Source organism: Methanoregula sp. (assembly GCF_049686655.1).
Taxonomy (GTDB): domain Archaea; phylum Halobacteriota; class Methanomicrobia; order Methanomicrobiales; family Methanospirillaceae; genus Methanoregula.
Window position 1 is genome coordinate 1 of record NZ_JBAVIG010000042.1, and the last position, 2793, is coordinate 2793.

Annotated in this window: 4 protein-coding genes; 2 read left to right on the top strand and 2 right to left on the bottom strand. The window is 50.2% G+C overall.

All coding sequences use genetic code 11. The features are described from left to right. Positions 1 to 597 precede the first annotated feature (597 nt). Both WBL42_RS04805 and WBL42_RS04810 read left to right on the top strand, forming a co-directional pair. Positions 598 to 1155 carry a nucleotidyltransferase domain-containing protein gene (locus WBL42_RS04805; RefSeq protein ID WP_424720129.1) on the top strand — a complete coding sequence of 186 codons (558 nt, stop codon included), beginning with the start codon at positions 598 to 600 and terminating at the stop codon, positions 1153 to 1155. After that, complete coding sequence (locus WBL42_RS04810; protein WP_424720132.1) at positions 1133 to 1576, top strand: HEPN domain-containing protein; 444 nt, start codon at positions 1133 to 1135, stop codon at positions 1574 to 1576. The genes WBL42_RS04805 and WBL42_RS04810 overlap by 23 nt, the downstream gene beginning before the upstream one ends. A 140-nt stretch (positions 1577 to 1716) precedes the next feature. Here the strand turns inward: WBL42_RS04810 and WBL42_RS04815 are convergent, their stop codons facing one another. After that, positions 1717 to 2427: a hypothetical protein gene (locus WBL42_RS04815; protein ID WP_424720130.1), complete on the bottom strand. Its 711-nt coding sequence runs from the start codon at positions 2425 to 2427 to the stop codon at positions 1717 to 1719. 31 nt (positions 2428 to 2458) lie between these two features. Next, on the bottom strand, positions 2459 to 2793 hold a 335-nt coding region (locus WBL42_RS04820; RefSeq protein WP_424720131.1), incomplete at its 5' end, for a hypothetical protein.

Here is a 2793-nt window from a genome sequence, read left to right on the forward strand (position 1 = left end):
ACCACCTCGCGGAACCCCCTTTTTCGCGATCCACACCACCCCCAATCCGGCCCCGATACGTGCCCCGATTCCCGGAAATGTCCAAACGGAGCCCCATACGCACCCGGATTCGGATCCGCCGACCCCCTGTTTAGTACGATCCACCTGGAGGTTTTTCACAAACAGGGGGTCCGGATGATCGTTTCACGTCGGCAAACGACGAACTGTTGATAGGTATCCGACGTAAGCAATCCTGCGGCCGTACCCGGAAGGCCCAAAACAGGGGTTTTTTCATTTTCAGGTGCCTTGATCCGGCTGAAGGGGAGATCGGCCTTCCAAACGCGTCTGTAAAGGTTTTTATAACTCGATGGAAAATGCCCCGTTTGGCGTAAATCCTGCTTAAAATGGTTTTCCGGAAAAACTTGTACAAAATAGGGTGCTTTTTGCACATAATTCCGGAAATGTCTCTTCCGGAGGGGTAATCCGGGGCCGTAACGAGCCCGGATTGAGGGTGTGGGAGGTGAGGACTGTACATCCCCTCAGGGTTCCTGACCCGGGTCAGTGTTCATAAATCGCAAACATTTTGTTCATGAACTGTGAACCTATTGTTCAGGATCTATGAACGAACAGCTGCATGATCTCCCGGCACTCTTCCGGACCAGGGAACGCATCACCCTCCTCCGTGCCGCCCTGGACGTACCGGCCTGCACCGTCCGGCAGATCGCATCAAAGACCGGGTTATCGAAAGGACTTGTCTCCCCCTACCTTGCGCTGCTCGAACGCGAAGGGCTGCTTGGGAAAGACAAACGCTCGTACCAGCTGAAATTTTCCCCGCTGACCATTGCGGTAAAACGCCTTCTCAATATCGATCGTATCACTTCGGTTCTCGAAAAACCGGCCTGGGCTTCCGGTATCGGAATGTACGGGAGCTGGGCAGAAGGGACGAACACGGAAGAAAGCGATATCGACCTCTGGGTGTATGCACCGGCATTGCCATCAGGAATTATGGTTGCGGAACTTGAACGGGAAGTAGCCCGGAGAGTTTCTGCGGAAGTCCATGTACTGGTCCTCACCCGGGAGAAGATGGACGGCATGAAAAATAACGATGAACCGTTTTACCGGTCGTTTATGAAACAATCGATCACGCTTGAAGGTGAGTTGCCTGGCACGGCTTGACGAATGTTACGAACGCGGTCTCCTGCGAAAGGTCCAGCCATCGAACGATAAGGCGATGCAGTCGCTCGCACAGGCACGGGAGTGGGTGACCGAGGCAGGGTACGACTGCGATGCGGGCGCGCTCCGGTCTGCACTTATGGCAGCATATATGGGCTACTTCCATGCAGCCCGTGCAGTTCTGTTCCGTGACGGTATCCGGGAAAAAAGCCACTATTGTATCGGCGTATATCTCGAATCCTGTTGTGAGAAGGGATTGCTGGAAGACGAATGGGTCCTGCAATTCGATCACATGCGGGGACTCCGGCAAAATGATCAGTACAGCCTGGATGCCCGCCCGACTATCCATGAAGTCCGGCAGGCCGTGGAGGAAGCCGGGAAATTCATTGAACGGATGGATCGGCTGGTGAGGACTCCCCGTTGACGCAAGAGTCATCAGCCTTCGCGATCACCAGCGGTTGCCAAAGGGGTTTATTTCGGAGAACATAGGATTTCTTCAGAGCCATTTTTCCAGCAATTTAAAAAAACAAATTTCTGTTTATTGATAGTGAACCTGATGTGGATTTATGAAAAAAGCGGTACTGCTGTCGATCCCCGGTCATAGGTGTATGTTTCCCCGATAATTTCCCTGAGGAATTGTGTTGATGCAGAATCTGCCGGATTGGCCGTATGATCGGTCGTTCCGTAATAGACAATATAATGCTCGTTATTTCCATTAAGCCCGGGCATAACAACTGCAAAAAACAGTCCCGTAGTGTTTGTACTTTCATACCCGGTGGTGATCAGATGAGCCGGCACGTGATTTTTCTCTTGTGAATTCTGAACCATTTGGCCGGATCGGTTTTCTGTTGTCGCAAAACCGGTAAAATTCAATTCGACAGTCGTGATCTTTCCTGAGTCTTCAAGAAAATCCCTCAGGTTCTTCTGCGATGCCAGGAACCGGTTATCATCATTAAAATACCAGACTGCAATCAGGTAATTGTGCCCTGTACTCTGTGAAGTATAATTTTCGTACCGGGAATATGGTGACAAATCCGGGAATTGAGGTGCAGGTCCATTTTGCCATCCTGTAAGAATGAGGTGCTCATTACGTGACTGATTGATACCGGATCCGGAATTAGTCCACACAATATCCTGCCCTGGAAGATACCAGCCTGCCCTGACTTCCGGGGGTGTTGGATCGGTTCTGAAACCGGTCAGGAAAGCCGAGATGATCCCGGCACCGAGGATAATCAGTCCTGCGAGAACCAGTAGTTTCATCCTTTTTGAGATCATCCTGACATCCTCATGATTCCTGATCAAAAAATTATGTGGGTCGGGAATAATCCGCAACCGCACCGGTCCAGCTGCCAAATGTCTGGTACTGAAGATCATCGTCCGCGAATACCTGTTGATTGTCCCGTACGGGAAGCGGAACGATCACATCGGTGATCAGACTCGGCTGATAATTATTCAGGCCTTCGATATCTACAGAATACTTATAGAGGCCCGGGCTGTTGTTGATATAGGCTATCGCGCCAATCCATAAAATGCCAAAAAAAACAAAAATACCAATAATTCCTAAAGCGATCGTTTTCATGTTGATGTCTTTCATTTTTTTCACTTCTGGTTGGGATTTTCTGATCCTGAAATCTTTGTTGA

Excerpts from the sequence above, each read along its gene's own strand:
- WBL42_RS04815 (WP_424720130.1), bottom strand. The coding sequence starts at position 2,427 with ATGATCTCAAAAAGGATGAAACTACTGGTTCTCGCAGGACTGATTATC.
- WBL42_RS04805 (WP_424720129.1), top strand. The coding sequence starts at position 598 with ATGAACGAACAGCTGCATGATCTCCCGGCACTCTTCCGGACCAGGGAA.